Origin of the sequence: Arthrobacter sp. Rue61a (assembly GCF_000294695.2) — a bacterium.
GTDB lineage: Bacteria > Actinomycetota > Actinomycetes > Actinomycetales > Micrococcaceae > Arthrobacter > Arthrobacter aurescens_A.
Genome location: NC_018531.1, coordinates 3,253,118 through 3,269,427, shown reverse-complemented (window position 1 = coordinate 3,269,427; position 16,310 = coordinate 3,253,118). Strand labels below are relative to the sequence as shown.

The following is a 16,310-nucleotide window of genomic DNA, read 5'->3' as shown; positions in this document are numbered from 1 at the left end:
CATCCCGGACCAGACACCTTTAAGCCGGCTTTAGCTCAGGCGGCTGATTCGCGGTCTGCGCTGTCCTCATGGTCACGGGCGGAATCCAGCTGATCGCGGGAGTCGACAGAAAGAAGTTCCGGTGCTGCCAACGCGCGGGGAACAACTTCAACGGACATCGGCGCGGCAAGTCCGGCGTCGTCCATGGTGTTGAGCTTGCGCGCCGTCGGGAGCACCCGAGCCTCGAGCGTGCCCACCATGGCGTTGTAGCGATCCACGGATGTCTTCAATGAGCTTCCCAGCTTGCCGACGTTCTCACCCAGCGTGCCCATGCGTTCGTACAGTTGCTTGGCGAGCTCGAACAGCTCATGGGCGCTGTCGGTGAGGACGTCCTGTCGCCACGTGAAGGCCACGGACTTGAGGACCGCCAGCAGGGTGCCGGGCGACGCCAAGACCACGTTCCTGGACAAAGCGTGTTCCAGCAGGGCGGGGTCGGCCTCAAGGGCAGACGCCAGAATGGACTCTGCCGGAAGGAAGCAGATCACCAGCTCGGGGGAGTTCCCAGGAATGTCCCAGTACTTCTTGGCCGCCAGGGCGTCGATGTGGGCTTTGAGAGCCTTTGCATGCTGTGCCAGCAGCGTCTTGGAGTCATGGTTGATGGCCGGACCCACAGCCTCACCGAAGGATCCGTCTCCGTGGAGTTGTTCCTGCGCAGCGAGGTAGGAAGCCAAGGGCACCTTGGCGTCCACCACCAGTTGCTTGCCACCGGGAAGCTGGACCACCAGGTCCGGACGCAGCGTGTTGTCGCTGCGTCCGGAATGAACCTGCTCGTGGAAGTCCACGTGCCGGAGCATTCCCGAGGCCTCCACCACCCTGCGGAGCTGAACCTCGCCCCACTGGCCGCGTGCGCTGTTGGAACGGAGTGCTGAGGCCAAGGCGTGCGTTGACCGCAAGAGCTGTTCGTCGGATGAACGCGCATCCTGCAATTGCTGGGCCAGTTGGCCGTATTGCTCCACCCTGTCCCGTTCGAGGAGCGACACCTGTTGCTGCACCGCCGTGAGCTTTTCGGCCACTGGAGCGAGCGCGCGCAGAACACTGCCATCGGAGTTCCTTGCTGCGCTCAGCTCGCGGTTCTGTGTGAACAAGAGCCGCCGCTCGGCGTCGGCTGCTGCCAGCTGTGCGGTCACCTCTGAAAGCCGCGACGAAACGGCGTCGAAGTCTTCTTCCAAGCCAGCGCCCCGGCGTCGGAAGACAACATAGCCGGCCGCGAGACCAACCGCGGCGCCAATCAGCAGCATGAGCAGGGCCGATACCAATCCAAATCCATCCATGTGGCAACCCTGTCACAGGGGTACGACAGTTTTAGCGAGGCTGCAGCCGCGGGCGTCGGTTGGGGGAGGGAACAACCGCGGACACGGTTCCAACGGGTAGAATCAATGCTCGTGGCTCTTACTATTGGCATCGTCGGACTGCCCAACGTCGGCAAATCAACTCTTTTCAACGCACTGACCCGCAATCAGGTGCTCGCTGCGAACTATCCGTTCGCTACCATCGAGCCCAACGTCGGAGTGGTCAACCTTCCTGATCCCCGTCTTGCGAAGCTGGCAGAGATCTTCGGTTCGCAGAAGTTGCTTCCCGCGCCCGTGTCCTTCGTGGACATTGCCGGCATCGTGAAGGGCGCATCCGAGGGCGAAGGCCTGGGCAACAAGTTCCTGGCCAACATCCGCGAAGCAGAGGCCATCGCACAGGTGGTCCGCGTATTTGACGATCCCGACGTCATCCACGTCGACGGCAAGGTTGACCCGCGCTCCGACATGGAGACCATCAACACCGAGCTGATCCTCGCCGACCTTCAGACCATCGAAAACGCGATCCCGCGTATCGAAAAAGAGGTCAAGATCAAGAAGCGCGAGGCCGCTGAGCTTGCCGCTATCAAGGCCGCCCAAGCAGTTCTGGAACGCGGTGACACCATCTTCTCCTCGATCAAGAGCGATAAGCTGGAGATGGGACACCTCAAAGAGCTGGGCCTTCTCACAGCCAAACCGTTCATCTACGTCTTCAACGCAGATGAAGGCATCCTCGGCGATCAGGAAAAGCAGGACGAACTGCGAGCCCTCGTGGCGCCGGCAGATGCCGTGTTCCTTGACGCCAAGCTCGAAGCCGACCTCGTGGAACTGGACGAGGAAGAAGCCCGCGAGATGCTGGAAATGAACGGCCAGAGCGAATCCGGCCTGGATCAGTTGGCACGTGTAGGTTTCCACACTCTTGGCCTGCAGACCTACCTCACGGCCGGTCCCAAGGAAACCCGCGCCTGGACCATCCGCCAGGGCGACACCGCGCCTCAGGCCGCCGGCGTGATCCACTCCGACTTCCAGCGTGGCTTCATCAAGGCCGAGGTTGTCTCCTTCGACGACCTCATCGACGCCGGTTCCATGGCCGAGGCAAAGTCCCGTGGCAAGGTTCGCATCGAAGGCAAAGAGTACGTGATGGCCGACGGCGACGTGGTGGAGTTCCGCTTCAACGTCTAACCCCATGAGCCGCGACCCGAACCCTCAATCCGCAGGGGAAGGCCATCAGCACAACTCCGGCACCGGTGAAGCAACTGGTGAGGCCCCACCGGGCGCGAGTGTGAATGGAAGTACACTTCCAGCGGTGACCAGGATGCCTCCAGCTCACTGGTCGTTCTGGTCGTACCTTTGGCGGTATTCCCTGCGCATAGGCCTTCCGGTTATTGCCTTGGGAATGTTCTTTGGGTACTTGGACAGCACAGGCTACGAATTACCTACGGATCCGGAGATGGTAGCCAACATAGCCGTCTTTGGCGTCATGTTCGGGGGCCTTAGCCAGATCATTGCATTCGTTGTTGCCTTGGCTGCTTTCATCATTGAGAGGCCTGCCCGTAGGCAGTGGGCTGCTTACCGGGGAGCGGGTTGGACCACCTCGCAGTGTCGGTCCGCCTACTCGCTCCACAAGCGGGAGGCGGCCGCCCTCAGGCTCGATTCACGCCTACGTGAGCTCGGGCTAGCCCCTGTCCAGCCCCAGGCTGCTCTGACGCCTTCGCCGCAAAAGAACCTCTCTAAAATGGATCGGTTGTGGGCTTGGCTTGCCATTCCTCTGTGTGCATTCCTGGTCTTCGTCCTGGTGGGTCCCTGGTTGGACACGAAAGACGTCCAGACCCTTCAGTGCGAGGTGGTGTCGGCGGAGCCGGGAACCAACTCAGGCGGAACGCGAGGGGGAGCCTCTACAGCCTCAGTCTTGGTGAAGACATCGAATTGCGGGACGTTGGGGATATCCCGGGGCGTTAGCTTCGACAACCGGGACGAAGTCGCCTCGAGTTTCACGATCGGTGCGACGTATGGCTTCGACGTTGGGTGGTACAGCCGCACGTTCTTCAAGAACATCATTCAATCAGTGCGTGCGTATCGGCTCATTGCGTAGAAGTTCGACAAAGCACGATGTCGAAGGGCTCCGGTTCAACAGAACCGGGGCCCTTTTTTCGCGCCAATGTCGTCCTGTCCTGCTGTCAGACAGCGAATATTACCACCGGGTAGCGTTTGACTTGAAATCCCTGACAATTTAGGCATCTGGAGGTTGCGGAACGGTTACAGTTTGGCCAGCAAGTCCCAACATCCGGACACAATGTGGGTAGGCTTACACACACATGTAGGCAACGTCACAGTAGGAAACTGTGCCTTTGCCTGGGGGAAATCACGAATTTTCCCTGCTCAACTCCACGACACATAGGAGGCGGAATGCGTTTCTCGCGCACTTCCAAAGCTCTAGGCGTAGCGGCGATCATCGCCCTCGCAGCTACCGGTTGCGGTGGCGGCGGCAGCAACGACTCCGGTACATCTGCGGGTGACCCGAACAAGGTCATCATTGCCGACGGCTCGGAGCCGCAGCGTCCGCTGATGCCGGCCGATATCAACGAGGTTGGCGGCGGAAAGATTGCAACTCTGATCTTCTCCGGCCTTGTCAGCTATGACCCGTCCGGAAAGCCGGTAAACGAGCTGGCGGAGTCCATTGAGGCGCCCGACGCACAGAACTTCACCATCAAGATCAAGAAGGACCAGAAGTTCACCAACGGTGACGCCATCACGGCTAAGACGTTCGTGGACTCTTGGAACTACGGTGCAGCAGCAAAGAACGCGCAATTGAGCGCCACCTTCTTTGAGAGCATCAAGGGTTACGACGAAGCAAGTGCAGAGGGTTCCACTGTGGACACGTTGTCCGGCCTCAAGGTCGTCGACGACACCACGTTCACCGTTGAACTCAAGCAGCCGGAATCTGACTGGCCGCTGCGTCTCGGTTACACGGCGTTCATGCCGGTCCCGGCGGCGGCACTCGCAGACCCCAAGACCTACGGCGAAAAGCCGGTAGGCAACGGCCCGTACAAGATGGCGGAAAACGGTTGGCAGCACAACGTGCAGATCCAGCTCGTCCCCAACCCGGACTACAACGGTCCTCGTAAGGCAAAGAACGGTGGCGTGACGTTCAAGATCTTCCAGAACGATGACGCCGCATACCAGGATCTCCTGTCCAACAACCTGGACATCCTGCAGGTCATCCCCACCAGCGCGCTGAAGAACTTCAAGTCTGACCTTGGCGATCGCTTCATCGAGAAGCCCTACGCCGGCAACCAGACCATCGCCATTCCGGAATACCTCCCGGAGTGGAGCGGAGAAGCCGGCAAGCTCCGTCGCCAGGCAATCTCCATGGCCATCAACCGGGAAGAGATCACCAAGGTGATCTTCAGCGGCGGCCGCCAGCCTGCCAAGGACTTCACTGCTCCCGTCCTGGACGGCTACAGCGACAGCATCCCGGGCTCGGACAACCTGAACTTCGACGCCACCAAGGCCAAGGAACTCTGGGCCAAGGCAGACGCCATCCAGAAGTGGGATCCGAACACTGCCTTCACCATTGCGTACAACGCTGACAAGGGCGGTCACAAGGCTTGGGTTGAGGCTCTTACCAACCAGCTGAAGAACAACCTCGGCATCAAGGCAGAGGGACTTCCGTTCGCAACGTTCAAGGAAGCCCGCGATCTTGCTACGACCGGCAAGTTGACTGGTGCAATCCGCGCCGGTTGGCAGGCAGACTACCCGTCGCTGTACAACTTCCTCGGCCCGATCTACAAGACCGGCGCTGGCTCGAACGACGCCCGCTATGAGAACCCGACGTTCGACAAGGCCATTTCCGATGGACTGTCCGCACCGTCCGTGGCTGAAGGCAATAAGGCCATGAACAAGGCCCAGGAAATCCTGCTGCAGGACCTGCCGGCTATTCCGCTGTGGTACCAGGTATCACAGGGTGGCTGGAGCACAGGCGTCACGAATGTTGACTACGGTTGGGACGGCGTCCCGCTGTACTACAACATCACTGGCAAGTAACCGCGAAACGGCGGCGGAGGTGCTCAGCTGAGTGCTTCCGCCGCCGTATCACGTTGCAAATCAATGACGCCCAACTCCGGTTGGGCGTCCTTGTGCAGACCTTCGCTTGCCTTGGCTTGGAACGTTTGCACATCAGACGAAAAGGTTCTTCGATGAACAACTCCGCTGCACCCATGGACAGGGTGCCTGCTGATCGGGGTGTGATGCGCTGATGGCGACATACATCCTCAAACGCTTCCTCCAGTTGATCCCCGTTTTCCTTGGGGCCACGCTGCTGGTCTACTTCCTGGTGTTCAGCCTTCCTGGCGACCCCATTGCCGCACTGTTCGGCGACAAGCCTGTCAATGAGGCTGTTGCTGCAAAGCTGAGGGCTCAGTACAACCTGGACCAGCCCTTCATCATCCAGTACCTGCTCTATCTCAAGAGCATCTTCACGTTCGACCTCGGCCAGGACTTCTCCGGCCGCCCCATTGCCGCCGTCCTCGGCGAGGTATTTCCTGTGACGGCCCGCCTTGCAGTGATGGCTTTGATCTTTGAAGCAGTCTTCGGCATTGCTTTCGGGCTCATTGCCGGTCTGCGCAAGGGCAAGCTCTTTGACGGAACCGTTTTGATCGCCTCCCTGATCGTTATCGGTATCCCGATCTTCGTCCTTGGCTTCATACTCCAGTTCTTCATCGGTGTGCAGTTGGGGTGGGCGAAACCAACTGTCAGTGCGGCCGCAACCGTACAGGATTTGATCCTGCCGGCAATCGTCCTTGGGTTGGCTTCCTTCGCGTATGTTCTCCGCTTGACCCGGACCAGCGTCATAGAGAACATGAACGCCGATTATGTCCGGACAGCGACGGCTAAGGGACTGTCCCGCTTCAGGGTTGTCAACGTCCACATTCTGCGTAACTCCCTTATTCCAGTGGTGACATTCCTGGGCGCAGACTTGGGCACGCTGATGGGTGGCGCGATCGTCACGGAAGGCATCTTCAACGTTCCCGGCGTGGGCAACAGGCTCTATCGTGCCGTCTTGTCGGGTGAGGGACCCACGGTGGTCTCCATTGTCACGGTGTTGGTTTTGATCTATTGCCTCTCCAACTTGCTTGTTGACCTCCTATACGCCTGGCTTGACCCGAGGATCCGCTATGACTCCTGAAAGTAACCTGACCGGGCAGCACACCGCCCGCCGACACATCGAGCACTTTGTTGCCGACCTTGACGAGACGCCGCTTCAGGCCACGGACAAGGTCAAGGAAGACAGCGCTCCTTCAAGCCTGTGGGGTGAGGCTTGGAAGAACCTTCGCAAGCAGCCGTTGTTCATCATCTCGGCTGTGATGATTCTGGCCGTTGTAGTGGTATCCCTGTTCCCGGGCCTGTTCTCACAGATCGATCCGTCCTCTGAGGCGTGCCAGTTGGCCAACTCGGATGGTGGACCAACGAGCGGACACCCGCTTGGTTTTACCCAGCAAGGTTGCGACGTTTACGCCCGCGTTATTTTTGGTACCCGCTCGTCAGTGACGGTGGGTCTCTTCACTACCATCGGCGTGGTTCTGTTCGGCGGCGTTGTGGGTGCCCTTGCCGGCTACTACGGTGGCTGGGCTGATGCCCTGCTGGCCCGCCTGACGGACATCTTCTTCGCATTGCCCCTGATCCTGGGCGCGATCGTCATGATGCAGCTTCCCGTGTTCCGCGCCAACCGCACGGTGTGGACCTTGGTGTTGATCCTGATTGTCTTTGGCTGGCCCCAAATCGCGCGAATCACCAGAGGCGCTGTGATTGAGGTCAGGAATGCTGACTTTGTCATGGCGGCCAGGTCCTTGGGCGTTTCACGTTTCCGCTCACTGCTGCGCCACGTCCTGCCGAACTCGCTCGCGCCGATCATCGTCGTGGCCACGATCTCCCTGGGCACCTTCATCGTCGCAGAATCAACCCTCTCCTTCCTTGGTATTGGGCTGCCGCCGAGTGTCATGTCCTGGGGCAATGACATCCAGGCCGCCCAGGCATCATTGCGATCCAACCCGATGCCCTTGCTCTACCCGGCCATTGCTCTCTCCATAACAGTCTTGAGCTTCATCATGCTGGGCGATGCCCTCAGGGATGCCCTGGACCCCAAGGCGCGTAAACGATGAAAGGCGAAGCCATGAACTCTTCAGTTCACATCCAGGAAGAAGTCGCTGGCTCGGAGCGTCCGCTGCTGGAGATCAAGAATCTCGCGATCAACTTCACCACCAGTAATGGTGAGGTCAATGCTGTGAGGAACGCCCACCTCACGGTCATGCCTGGGGAAACTGTGGCGATTGTGGGGGAGTCAGGCTCAGGGAAATCGACGTCAGCCCTGGCGGCCATCGGGCTGCTTCCCGGGAATGGCCGAGTTGCCGGCGGCGAAATTCTGTTTGACGGCGAAGACATTGCCCATGCCAGCGAGAAGCGGATGATCGAGCTTCGCGGCAATTCCATTGGGATGGTTCCGCAGGATCCCATGTCCAACCTGAACCCCGTCTGGAAGATCGGATTCCAGGTCAAGGAGACGTTGAAAGCGAACGGGCTTCCTTCCGGACCCGAGGACGTGGCCAAGGTGCTTTCCGAAGCCGGTCTGCCCGACGCCACCCGCCGCGCCAAACAGTACCCCCACGAGTTCTCCGGAGGTATGCGCCAGCGCGCGCTCATTGCGATTGGGCTTTCGTGCCAGCCGCGCCTCCTGATCGCGGATGAGCCGACTTCTGCCCTTGATGTTACGGTCCAGCGGCAAATTCTGGATCACTTGGACAAGATGACCTCCGAGCTGGGAACGGCTGTGTTGCTCATTACCCACGATCTCGGCCTCGCAGCTGAGCGCGCGGACAAGGTAGTTGTCATGTACAAGGGCCAGGTTGTGGAGTCCGGCCCGTCTCTGGAACTTCTCCGTAACCCCCGGCACCCCTACACTAAGCGGCTGGTTGCTTCGGCGCCGTCCCTGGCGTCACGTCGTATCCAGGTTGCCAAGGAGCAGGGTATCGAGTCGGAGGAGCTGCTGGCTCCTGTTGAGCCCGTCGTCGTCGAGACGGCTCTGCCGGAGGAGGTTCTGAAGGTCCAGGACCTGACCAAGGTCTTCAAGCTTCGTGGAGGAATTGGCAAGTCCACAGACTTCACCGCCGTGGATTCCGTGTCTTTTGCTGTCAAGCGTGGAACCACCACGGCGATTGTTGGCGAGTCGGGATCCGGCAAGTCCACAGTGGCACAAATGGTCCTCAACTTGCTGGAACCGACGTCTGGAAAGATCATCTTTGACGGCGTGGACACGTCCACGCTCGGCAGTAAGGATCTGTTCAAGTTCCGTCGCCGGGTTCAGCCGATCTTCCAGGACCCGTATGGTTCCCTCGACCCGATGTACAACATCTTCCGCACCATTGAAGAGCCGTTGAGGACCCACAAAATTGGCAACAAGGCCAGTCGTGAGAAGAAAGTACGCGAGCTTCTGGACCAGGTGGCGCTGCCGCAGTCCACCATGCGCCGTTACCCCAACGAACTCTCCGGTGGCCAGCGCCAGCGCATTGCCATTGCGCGTGCCTTGGCCTTGGATCCGGAAGTCATCATTTGTGATGAAGCGGTCTCCGCACTGGACGTCCTCGTTCAGGCCCAGGTGCTGAACCTCTTGGCTGACCTGCAGGACAACCTCGGCCTGACGTACCTGTTCATCACCCACGACCTTGCGGTGGTGCGGCAGATTGCGGATCACGTCTGCGTCATGCAGAAGGGCAAGCTTGTGGAGACTGGCAGTACGGATGACGTGTTCGACAACCCGAGGGAGGCCTACACGCAGGCGCTTCTGGACGCCATCCCGGGTGGTTCACTGCTGTTGCCCCCAGAGGTGGCCTGACCGGCGTCGTAAGTTTCATCAGCCGGTCAGCCTCAGAGCCGGTGGTTCCCCGGAAGGGAACCACCGGCTCTTGCCGTTAACTACGTGTTGTGAGGCCTGCTGCGCACGTCATAAAGCTCGCGAAGCGTGCAGAGCGGGCCGCGCAACGCGCAACTACGTATTGTGAGGCCTGCTCTGCGCGCAAAAGGGCTCACGAAGCGTGCAGAGCGGGCCCCGCAACGCGCGCTCTACTGCGCAGGTGCAGATTCAGGTGCAGATTCCGGTGCGGAGGCGGCGCTGTCCGGGCGTGCCGTGAGGCCAAGCGCAGTGAATTCGTGAGCCAGGGCGGCGCCCAGCTTTGCATGCCCGGCCGGCTTCAAGTGCACGCCATCCTGGAGATCCACAATCGCGTTGTAGCGGGTGAGCCAATCGCCCGCGCTGACGAACGGTATGGCGTGCTTGGCGGCGATGCGGCCCAGGAGGGCATCTATTTCCGTGCGGCGTCCGCCTCCGTTGCTCACGCCCCTGGCAAGGGTTCCAATCATGGCCAGCGTGGTGCCGGGGTAGCGCTTCTTCAGGGCGGCGAGAAGCCGCTCGGCGTTGCTGGTGATCTGGGCGTCGGTGGCACGTTGTGTGGCGTCGTTGCCGCCACCTTGGATCACGATCAGCGGCGGGTCGCCGAAGGGCAGCACCCAGTCGCCGCGTTGCAACGCATCGATGTAGTTTCCTGTCTTGCCATTGCTGGCCACGTACCCGGTGCCGCCCATGCCTACGACGTGCAGTTTGTAGCCCATGGCTGCGATGCCCTGCTGCGGCCAGGAGTCCTTCGGCATTGACTGGGAGTCGCCGATGAGTACCGCCGTGTGGCGCACGTCTGCGAGAACCACTTCGCTGCGGTTGTTCGCGGGGTTTTTGTACAGCGAGCCCACGGGTAGGTTCAGCGAGCTGGGGGCCGGGGCGATCCTGAGCGGTTTATCCGCGGCCGATGTCTGCGCGGGCCCGGGCGCGGTTGAGCCAGAGGGGGCGCTGATTGGTGCTGGGCTTGGTCCGCAGCCCACCGAAAGAACGCCGATGGCGATCAATGGTGCGAGCAGGCGGAACACGGCCGGAGCGTTTCGCATCGTTGTTCTCCACATGGCACTGGTTCTGCAGCCCATCATGGTGCACGGGGCATGGAAAATCCAGCATCTGGACTTGCGTTTACGTAACAACTCGAAAGTGTGAGCAGCGCCACATTGAAGCACTGAATCGCTTGCTTTTTAGGCTGAGAAATGCAACTGCGTTTAGACTGGATGCAGGTGCCCTGTGTCCCGGGGTCTTTTCGCTGTGTGTTCCGATCAAGTCGATCAGGTATGCGCGCGGATACAAACAGCTGACTTCACCACTGAAACGAGTCATTAACGCATGTCTGAAACCATCACCAACACTGCGTCGCGGAGCGATCTGCGCAACGTCGCGATCGTCGCACACGTTGACCACGGCAAGACCACCCTGGTCGACGCCATGCTCAAGCAGACCAACTCCTTCGCTTCCCATGGTGAGGTTGAGGACCGTGTCATGGACTCCGGTGACCTGGAGCGCGAAAAGGGCATCACCATCCTCGCGAAGAACACCACGGTTGCCTACAACGGCCCGTCGTCCAACGGCGAGACCATCACCATTAACGTCATCGACACTCCTGGCCACGCCGACTTCGGTGGCGAGGTAGAGCGCGGTCTCTCCATGGTTGACGGCGTCGTCCTTCTGGTCGACTCCTCCGAGGGCCCCCTGCCCCAGACCCGCTTCGTGCTCCGCAAGGCCCTTGCCGCGCACCTCCCGGTCATCCTCCTGGTCAACAAGACCGACCGTCCCGACGCCCGCATCGACGAAGTTGTCCACGAGTCCATGGACCTGCTCCTGGGCCTCGCTTCGGACCTCGCCGACGAAGTTCCGGACCTGGACCTGGACAAGGTCCTCGAAGTTCCCGTCGTCTACGCCGCTGCAAAGGTTGGCCGTGCGTCCCTGGACCAGCCGGACAACGGCTCGGCTCCGGAGAATGAGGACCTCGAGCCCCTCTTCAAGACCATCATCGAGCACATCCCCGCTCCGACGTACAACCCGGACGGCGTGCTGCAGGCACACGTGACCAACTTGGACGCATCGCCGTTCCTTGGCCGCCTCGCCCTGCTCCGCATCTACAACGGCACCCTCCGCAAGGGCCAGACCGTGGCCTGGGCGCGCGCCAACGGTGAGCTCAAGAACGTCAAGATCACCGAACTGCTGGCCACCAAGGCTCTGACCCGTGTACCTGCCGAGTCCGCCGGCCCGGGTGAAATCGTTGCCGTCGCCGGCATCGAGGACATCACCATCGGTGAAACCCTCACGGACGCCGAGAACCCGCAGCCGCTGCCGCTGATCACTGTGGACGATCCCGCGATCTCCATGACCATCGGTATCAACACTTCGCCGCTGGCCGGCAAGGTCAAGGGCGCCAAGGTCACCGCCCGCCAGGTGAAGGATCGCCTGGACAAGGAACTGATCGGTAACGTCTCCATCAAGGTCCTCCCCACCGAGCGTCCCGACGCTTGGGAAGTCCAGGGACGTGGTGAGCTCGCGCTGGCCATCCTGGTTGAGCAGATGCGTCGCGAAGGCTTCGAGCTGACCGTGGGCAAGCCTCAGGTTGTCACCAAGACCATCGACGGCAAGATCCACGAGCCGATGGAGCACATGACCATCGACGTGCCGGAAGAGTACCTCGGCTCCGTCACCCAGCTCATGGCTGCCCGTAAGGGCCGCATGACCAACATGGCCAACCACGGTACGGGCTGGTGCCGCATGGAATTCATCGTGCCTGCACGTGGCCTGATCGGCTTCCGCACCAAGTTCCTCACGGACACCCGCGGCGCCGGTATCGCAGCTTCCATCTCCGAAGGCTACGAGCCGTGGGCCGGCCCCATCGAATACCGCACCAACGGTTCCATGATCGCCGACCGCGCCGGTGTTGTTACGCCGTTCGCCATGATCAACCTGCAGGAACGTGGTTCCTTCTTCGTGAAGCCCACCTCCGAGGTTTACGAAGGCATGATCGTAGGCGAGAACTCCCGCGCGGATGACATGGATGTGAACATCACCAAGGAAAAGAAGCTCACCAACATGCGTGCAGCTTCCTCTGACTCCTTCGAGAACCTGACGCCGCCGCGCGATCTCACCCTCGAAGAGTCCCTCGAATTCGCCCGTGAGGACGAATGCGTTGAGGTTACGCCGGAAGATATCCGTATCCGCAAGGTCATCCTGGACTCCAACGAGCGCGCCAAGGCCAACCGCGCCCGCGCCAAGTCCTAGCCTGTACTGGTCTGAACCAGTCAGGAACAGCTGAATGAAGAGAAGAGTCGCCGGTTCGGTCCGTGGCATTGCCACGGCCGTGCCGGCGGCTCTTTTCGTCGCCTTGGCCGGTACGGTTTTGCACCGGCAGACCTTGCTTTGGTCCGGGGTGGAGATCTCATGGGGCGTGGCCGCTGCGCTGCTGCTGCTTGCCTCTGTGCAGTTGTGGCTCGCTTCGTGGTCCCGCTCGGTAGTACCGACGGCGGTGGCAGGCGTGGTGAGCTATGCCGCCGTCGGCTTCCTGTCCTCAGCCGGTGCGGCCAAGCAGTTGATACTTGGTGACGCGGTGGGCAACGTGTGGGTCTTCGGCATCGGCGTAGTGACGTTAATCATGCTTATGGCTGTTAAGCTGCTGGTTGTTAGTCGGATGCGACGCGGACGGACTGACGCCGCGGCGGTGGCGGGGGAACCTCTTTCGCCGCGATAACCATTGCCAACGGAATTTCGACGTCGGCAGTACGGGTCCGTACGGTACAGGAACCTTCCGTGGTTCCCACCAGATAGCCCAAGGCGTCCGTCAACCCGTCCTCGATCCGGTAGCGGACCACCACCCGGATGCCTGGTTCTGCGTCGAGAAGGAATTGTCGGGGCGGCAAATTCGGGGGAGTCACCGTTTCATACTAAGACGCGGGCTAGGTTGGCGTCAGCGCACTGTTGGATAATAGGCTCGGAAGTTGAGTGCCCGGCATGATGCCGGCCGTATTACCCCGGCTATCGCCGGGACAAACCGTGGAGAGGTCTGGGACGTGACGTACGTAATCGCGCAGCCGTGTGTAGATGTCAAGGACAAGGCATGTATTGAAGAATGCCCTGTCGACTGCATTTACGAAGGTGAGCGTTCCCTCTACATCCACCCCGATGAATGTGTCGACTGTGGTGCCTGCGAACCCGTGTGCCCGGTTGAGGCCATCTACTACGAGGATGACACCCCGGAGGAGTGGGCCGACTACTACAAGGCCAACGTGGAGTTCTTTGACGATCTCGGTTCCCCGGGCGGTGCCGCCAAGATCGGCAACACGGGCAAGGATCACCCGTACATCGCCGCGCTGCCCCCGCAGAACCAAGACCACTAGGCGGTAGTTTCTTTGATTTCCGCGGCGCCGGCTTTCGGCCTGAACCTGCCTGACTACCCCTGGGAGGCCATGGCGCCGTATGTTGCCACGGCCGCCAAGCATCCCGGCGGTGCAGTGAATCTCTCTATCGGAACGCCGGTGGACCCCACCCCCGGGCTGATCCGTGAGGCTCTGGCCAACGCTGCCGACGCCCACGGCTATCCCACGGTTCACGGTACGGAAGCCTTGCGGCAGGCCGTTGTGGACTGGTTCGCCGGTCGTCGCGGCGTCCCGGGGCTGGATCCCAAGGACGTCATGCCGACGGTGGGTTCAAAGGAGCTGGTGGCTTGGTTGCCGTTCCTGTTGGGTTTGAGCGCCGGGGACGTCGTTGTGCGTCCCACCGTCGCGTACCCGACCTACGACATCGGAGCCTCACTGGCAGGTGCCACTGCCGTTGCAGCTGACGACTTGGATGAACTCGATCCAGCCACCCGCGCTAAAGTGCGCTTGATCTGGATTAACTCACCGGGCAATCCCACGGGCAGCGTCCGGGACGTTGAGTCACTCCAAAGGATCGTAGCTCAGGCCCGTGAGCTCGGAGCGGTCGTGGCCTCTGACGAGTGCTACGCGGAGCTGGGCTGGGGCGAATGGGATGCCCAGCGCGGCGGGGAAGCCGTCCCCAGCATCCTGGATCCCCGGGTTTCCGGTGGTTCCACGGATGGCCTGCTGTGTGTCTACTCGCTCAGCAAGCAGTCGAACCTTGCCGGGTACCGTGCCGCGTTCGTGGCCGGAGATTCGGCGATCATGGCGAATCTGGTCAACAGCCGCAAACATGCGGGCATGATCGTTCCCTACCCTGTGCAAGAAGCCATGCGTGTTGCGCTGGGAGATGTCGGCCATGTCCTGGCCCAGAAGGACCTGTACCGGGGGCGACGCGAGAGGATCGTGCCGGCGCTTGAAAAGTTCGGGCTGACAATCCACGAATCCAAAGCGGGACTCTACCTCTGGTCCACGGCCGGCGAAGCCACCTGGGATACGGTGGCGCGGTTCGCTGAACTTGGCATCGTGGTGGGCCCGGGCGTTTTCTACGGCGATGCCGGCAACGGATTCATCCGGGTGGCCCTCACCGGAAGCGACGAGCGAATTGATGCCGCCGTTGAACGGCTCACCACAGCCTCATAACAATGCTGTGACTTGCACCACTAATAGCGTCATTCCGCCAGTAACCGGACGGCACGGATTAGTTCCGTAGGGTTACTGGCGGTAACTTTTTAACTGACTATCAATGGTGGCCTTCACTAAGAAAGCACTTCGGTCGTTGGAGCCCTGCAACAGTAGGGTCGAAGGCGGCGGCACCAGAAGTTGGTTGGACAAGCGTTCGATAGAGGCCCAAAGGCCTCATGAAGGGGACTCCATGACTGAGACCACCAGCGCGACACTGCGCCATGCCGGCGGCGAACTCGAACTGCCGCGCATCAAGGTTGTAGAAGGAAACGAAGGTTATGACGTTTCCAAGCTGCTGAAGCAGACGGGCGCCGTTGCCTATGACCCCGGCTTCATGAACACAGCGGCCACCACCTCGGCCATCACCTACATCGACGGCGACGCAGGTGTCCTGCGCTACCGCGGTTACCCCATCGAGCAGCTCGCGCAGCACTCGAGCTTCCTCGAGGTTTCCTACCTGCTGATCTACGGCAACCTCCCCACCCCCACGGAGCTGGAGGAGTTCGATCAGCGCATCCGTCGCCACACGCTCCTGCACGAAGAGCTCAAGGGCTTCTTCGGCGGGTTCCCGCGCGACGCCCACCCCATGCCGGTTCTCTCCTCGGCTGTTTCGGCGCTGTCCACGTTCTACCAGGACTCGCTGGATCCCTTCAACGCGGAGCACGTGGAAGTTTCCACCATCCGCCTCATGGCCAAGCTGCCGGTTATCGCTGCCTATGCGCACAAGAAGTCCATCGGCCAGCCGATGCTCTACCCGGACAACTCCATGAACCTTGTGGAGAACTTCCTGCGCCTTAGCTTCGGCCTTCCCGCCGAGCAGTACGAAATGGACCCGGTGGTCGTCAAGGCCCTCGACCTCCTGCTCATCCTTCACGCCGATCACGAGCAGAACTGTTCCACGTCCACCGTGCGACTGGTGGGCTCGTCCAACGCGAACCTCTTCGCGTCGGTGTCCGCCGGCATCAACGCCCTCTTCGGCCCGGCGCACGGTGGTGCCAACGAGGCCGTACTGAAGATGCTCCGCCAGATCCAGGCCGACGGCATCAAGCCCGAGGACTACATGGAGAAGGTCAAGAACAAGGAAGACGGCGTCCGCCTCATGGGCTTCGGACACCGCGTCTACAAGAACTACGATCCCCGCGCCAAGATCATCAAGGCAACGGCACACGAAGTTCTGGGCAAGCTTGGCGGCAACGACGAACTGCTGGACATCGCCATGCGCCTTGAAGAGAAGGCACTGGCCGATGACTACTTCATCCAGCGCAAGCTGTACCCGAACGTCGACTTCTACACCGGCCTCATCTACAAGGCCATGGGCTTCCCGGAGAAGATGTTCACCGTCCTCTTCGCCATTGGACGCCTCCCGGGCTGGATTGCCCAGTGGCGCGAAATGATCAACGACCCCCAGACGAAGATCGGCCGCCCGCGGCAGCTCTACACAGGGGAGCCGGAGCGCAACTACCCGGCCAACTGATACGGCAACAG

The 16,310-nt window shown here is 60.9% G+C and carries 14 protein-coding genes; 11 read left to right on the top strand and 3 right to left on the bottom strand.

All coding sequences use genetic code 11. The annotated features are described in order from the left end of the window. Positions 1-35: 35 nt before the first annotated feature. A complete protein-coding gene (locus tag ARUE_RS14815) occupies positions 36-1,310 on the bottom strand; it encodes a DNA recombination protein RmuC (RefSeq protein ID WP_014922309.1) in 1,275 nt (424 codons plus the stop codon). 111 nt (positions 1,311-1,421) lie between these two features. Here ARUE_RS14815 and ychF point away from each other — a divergent pair, with 111 nt between their 5' ends. The 6 genes from ychF to ARUE_RS14785 all read left to right on the top strand — a co-directional run bounded on the left by ychF (position 1,422) and on the right by ARUE_RS14785 (position 9,210). Continuing rightward, on the top strand, positions 1,422-2,507 hold the full coding sequence (gene ychF / locus ARUE_RS14810) for a redox-regulated ATPase YchF (protein WP_026005753.1): 1,086 nt from the start codon (positions 1,422-1,424) through the stop codon (positions 2,505-2,507). Between the two features lie 133 nt (positions 2,508-2,640). Then, positions 2,641-3,417 (top strand): hypothetical protein, encoded by a 777-nt coding sequence (locus ARUE_RS14805; RefSeq protein ID WP_286140383.1) that lies wholly within the window; start codon positions 2,641-2,643, stop codon positions 3,415-3,417. A 314-nt stretch (positions 3,418-3,731) separates the two neighbouring features. Beyond that, complete coding sequence (locus ARUE_RS14800) at positions 3,732-5,369, top strand: peptide ABC transporter substrate-binding protein (RefSeq protein WP_014922306.1); 1,638 nt, start codon at positions 3,732-3,734, stop codon at positions 5,367-5,369. Between the two features lie 211 nt (positions 5,370-5,580). Further along, positions 5,581-6,510: an ABC transporter permease gene (locus ARUE_RS14795; protein WP_011775455.1), complete on the top strand. Its 930-nt coding sequence runs from the start codon at positions 5,581-5,583 to the stop codon at positions 6,508-6,510. Then, positions 6,500-7,483, top strand: a complete 984-nt coding sequence (locus ARUE_RS14790) for an ABC transporter permease (RefSeq protein WP_014922304.1) — start codon at positions 6,500-6,502, stop codon at positions 7,481-7,483. The genes ARUE_RS14795 and ARUE_RS14790 overlap by 11 nt, the downstream gene beginning before the upstream one ends. An 11-nt stretch (positions 7,484-7,494) precedes the next feature. Further along, positions 7,495-9,210: a dipeptide ABC transporter ATP-binding protein gene (locus ARUE_RS14785; protein WP_238324338.1), complete on the top strand. Its 1,716-nt coding sequence runs from the start codon at positions 7,495-7,497 to the stop codon at positions 9,208-9,210. A 227-nt stretch (positions 9,211-9,437) separates the two neighbouring features. On the opposite strand, the gene ARUE_RS14780 is transcribed toward ARUE_RS14785, so the two are convergent. Continuing rightward, a complete protein-coding gene (locus ARUE_RS14780) occupies positions 9,438-10,433 on the bottom strand; it encodes an SGNH/GDSL hydrolase family protein (RefSeq protein WP_014922303.1) in 996 nt (331 codons plus the stop codon). Between the two features lie 160 nt (positions 10,434-10,593). On the opposite strand from ARUE_RS14780, the gene typA reads away from it, so the two are divergent. Together typA and ARUE_RS14770 are read left to right on the top strand one after the other, a co-directional pair. Beyond that, complete coding sequence (typA, locus tag ARUE_RS14775) at positions 10,594-12,510, top strand: translational GTPase TypA (RefSeq protein ID WP_011775451.1); 1,917 nt, start codon at positions 10,594-10,596, stop codon at positions 12,508-12,510. A 34-nt stretch (positions 12,511-12,544) separates the two neighbouring features. Further along, on the top strand, positions 12,545-12,976 hold the full coding sequence (locus tag ARUE_RS14770) for a hypothetical protein (RefSeq protein WP_011775450.1): 432 nt from the start codon (positions 12,545-12,547) through the stop codon (positions 12,974-12,976). Here the strand turns inward: ARUE_RS14770 and ARUE_RS25100 are convergent. After that, on the bottom strand, positions 12,909-13,097 hold the full coding sequence (locus ARUE_RS25100) for a putative acetyltransferase (RefSeq protein WP_502691473.1): 189 nt from the start codon (positions 13,095-13,097) through the stop codon (positions 12,909-12,911). The genes ARUE_RS14770 and ARUE_RS25100 overlap by 68 nt on opposite strands. Positions 13,098-13,295: 198 nt before the next feature. Between ARUE_RS25100 and fdxA the strand changes: the two genes are divergently transcribed. The 3 genes from fdxA (at position 13,296) to ARUE_RS14755 (ending at position 16,299) form a co-directional block, all read left to right on the top strand. Further along, positions 13,296-13,622, top strand: a complete 327-nt coding sequence (gene fdxA / locus ARUE_RS14765) for a ferredoxin (protein ID WP_017200392.1) — start codon at positions 13,296-13,298, stop codon at positions 13,620-13,622. 12 nt (positions 13,623-13,634) lie between these two features. Further along, the gene (dapC, locus tag ARUE_RS14760; protein WP_014922301.1) at positions 13,635-14,783 is read left to right on the top strand and encodes a succinyldiaminopimelate transaminase; all 1,149 of its coding nucleotides are present in this window, start codon (positions 13,635-13,637) and stop codon (positions 14,781-14,783) included. Positions 14,784-15,015: 232 nt separating this feature from the next. Next, entirely contained in the window at positions 15,016-16,299 is a 1,284-nt protein-coding gene (locus tag ARUE_RS14755; RefSeq protein WP_026005754.1) for a citrate synthase, read from the top strand. Positions 16,300-16,310 lie beyond the last annotated feature (11 nt).